At 74.1% G+C, this 1,990-nt stretch carries 3 protein-coding genes; all 3 read left to right on the plus strand.

The genetic code is table 11. The features are described 5' to 3' along the window. Positions 1-268: hypothetical protein (locus tag ACN4EG_RS27635; protein WP_431633502.1), on the plus strand; the 268-nt coding region annotated here is incomplete at its 5' end. Further along, complete coding sequence (locus ACN4EG_RS27640) at positions 265-1,632, plus strand: replicative DNA helicase (RefSeq protein WP_431633503.1); 1,368 nt, start codon at positions 265-267, stop codon at positions 1,630-1,632. The genes ACN4EG_RS27635 and ACN4EG_RS27640, both read left to right, overlap by 4 nt. Next, positions 1,629-1,925 carry a hypothetical protein gene (locus tag ACN4EG_RS27645; RefSeq protein ID WP_431633504.1) on the plus strand — a complete coding sequence of 99 codons (297 nt, stop codon included), beginning with the start codon at positions 1,629-1,631 and terminating at the stop codon, positions 1,923-1,925. The genes ACN4EG_RS27640 and ACN4EG_RS27645 overlap by 4 nt, the downstream gene beginning before the upstream one ends. Positions 1,926-1,990: the final 65 nt, after the last annotated feature.

The raw sequence follows: 1,990 nt of genomic DNA on the forward strand, positions 1-1,990 counted from the left end.
GTCGGCGGGCGAGGCGTGCATCCCGGCGGCCGACCCGATCGTCCGCGGGGCCGCTGATGCCGGCATCCCGCTCGACTTCCTCGCGCTGGCCTGGTCGGTGTTCGTGGAGCGCCACCGCGAGTCCGGGAAGCGCCAGGCCGACTGGCGGGCGACCTTCCGCAACGCCGTTCGCGGGAACTGGTACCGGCTGTGGTGGATGGACGGCACGGGGGCCTGCTCGCTGACCACGGTGGGCCAGCAGGCGAAGCGCGCGGGGGTGGCGGCGTGATCGTCCTCCCGCACTCCGTCGAGGCCGAGCAGACCGTGCTGGGCGCGATCCTGACCGACGCGCGCGCCCTGCCGGTGGCGCAGGCCATCCTGCGGCCGGAGGACTTCTACAGCCGCCAGCACGCCACGCTGTACCGGGTGATCGGCGACCTCGCCGCCAAGGGCCGGCCGGTGGACGGGCTGGTGCTGGGCGACCACCTCGCGGCCAACGGGCTGGACGCCGAGACCGGCGGCAGCGCCTACCTCGCCGAGCTGGCGTCGATGGCCTACTCGCTGGCCAACCTCCGGGCGCACGCCGAGATCGTCCGCGACAAGGCGCTGTTGCGCCGGATGGTCGACGCCGGCGAGAGCATCGCGCAGGCCGCCCTGAGCGCGCCGGCCGGCGAGGTGGCCTCGGTGTACGCCCAGGCCCAGCAGGCGCTCGTGGCGGCCGCTCCGCGCGCCATGGCCGCGGCCAAGACGATGCGCGACGGCCTGCGCGACATGGTGGCCGAGCTGCAGCGCCGAATGGACCATCCCGACGGCATGCCGGGCGTGTCGTGGACCATCCCGGCGCTCGACCGCCTCGCCCACCGCATGCAGCCGGGCAACCTGCACATCCTCGCGGCCCGGCCGTCGATGGGTAAGTCCGCCCTCGCCGGGCAGGTGCTGGCGCAGGCCGGACGCGCGGCGCTGTTCTCGCTCGAGATGACCGCCCAGCAGGTGGCCGAGCGCATGGTGGCCCACGTCGGCGACCTGCCGATGGGCTGGATCACCGAGCCCAACGAGGCGCCCGAGGGCTCCGCCGCGCGGATCGCTGCGGGCATGCGCCTGGTGAACGAGTCGCCAGTGCTGGTGGACGACTCCGGTGGCCTGACCGTCGAGCAGCTCTGCGCCCGCGCCCGCCAGATGCACATGGCCAGCCCGCTCACGCTGGTAGTGGTCGACCACCTCGGCCTGATCGACCGGCCGGGCAAGAACGACGCCAGCGAGCTGGGGCAGGTGACGAAGGCCCTGAAGGCGCTGGCCAAGAACCTCGGCGCCCCGGTGCTGCTGCTGGCCCAGCTCAACCGCGGCGTGGAGTCGCGCACCGACAAGCGCCCGACGCTGGCCGACCTGCGCGACTCCGGCCGGATAGAGGAGGACGCCGACACGGTGGTGATGCTCTACCGCCACGGCTACCAGGGCGAGCAGACCGAGGACGCCGGGCTCACCGAGCTGCTGGTCCGCAAGGCGCGCCAGGCGCGCACCGGCACGGCCTACGCCGAGGCCGACCTCGAGCGCATGCGCTTCCACCCGACCGACCGCCGGCCGAGTGTCGGCATCACCAACCACGCGCCGGCCAAGGGCTTCGGCGGGCGCCAGCATCAGGGGAGCTACCAGTGACCACCGATGGATGGACCCGCGTCAGCCGCCACGAGGTGCGCTCGCCCTGCGGCCGCTACCGCATCACCAGCGCCTTCGAGCGCCTGGACGGAAGCCGCACGCTCTACACCGCCACCCACGGCGTCCGCGAGCACATCGGCTCGATCAGCACCGACACCGACGACGCCGGCGGGCGCGCCGCGGCTGTGGAGGTGCTCAAGGCCGACTGCGCCGCCCACGCCGCCCGCGTGGCCGCCGAAGCCCTCGCCGCCGAGGCCGAGGCCATCGAGCGCGTGCGGAGGGAGCGGGCATGATCCAGTTTGACCTGTTCGAGCAGCCGGGCGCGTGGGTGCTGCCGCAGAAGGGCACGGCCCTGCCG

The organism is Alkalinema pantanalense CENA528, assembly GCF_050753345.1.
Classification (GTDB): domain Bacteria; phylum Cyanobacteriota; class Cyanobacteriia; order Leptolyngbyales; family Leptolyngbyaceae; genus Alkalinema; species Alkalinema pantanalense.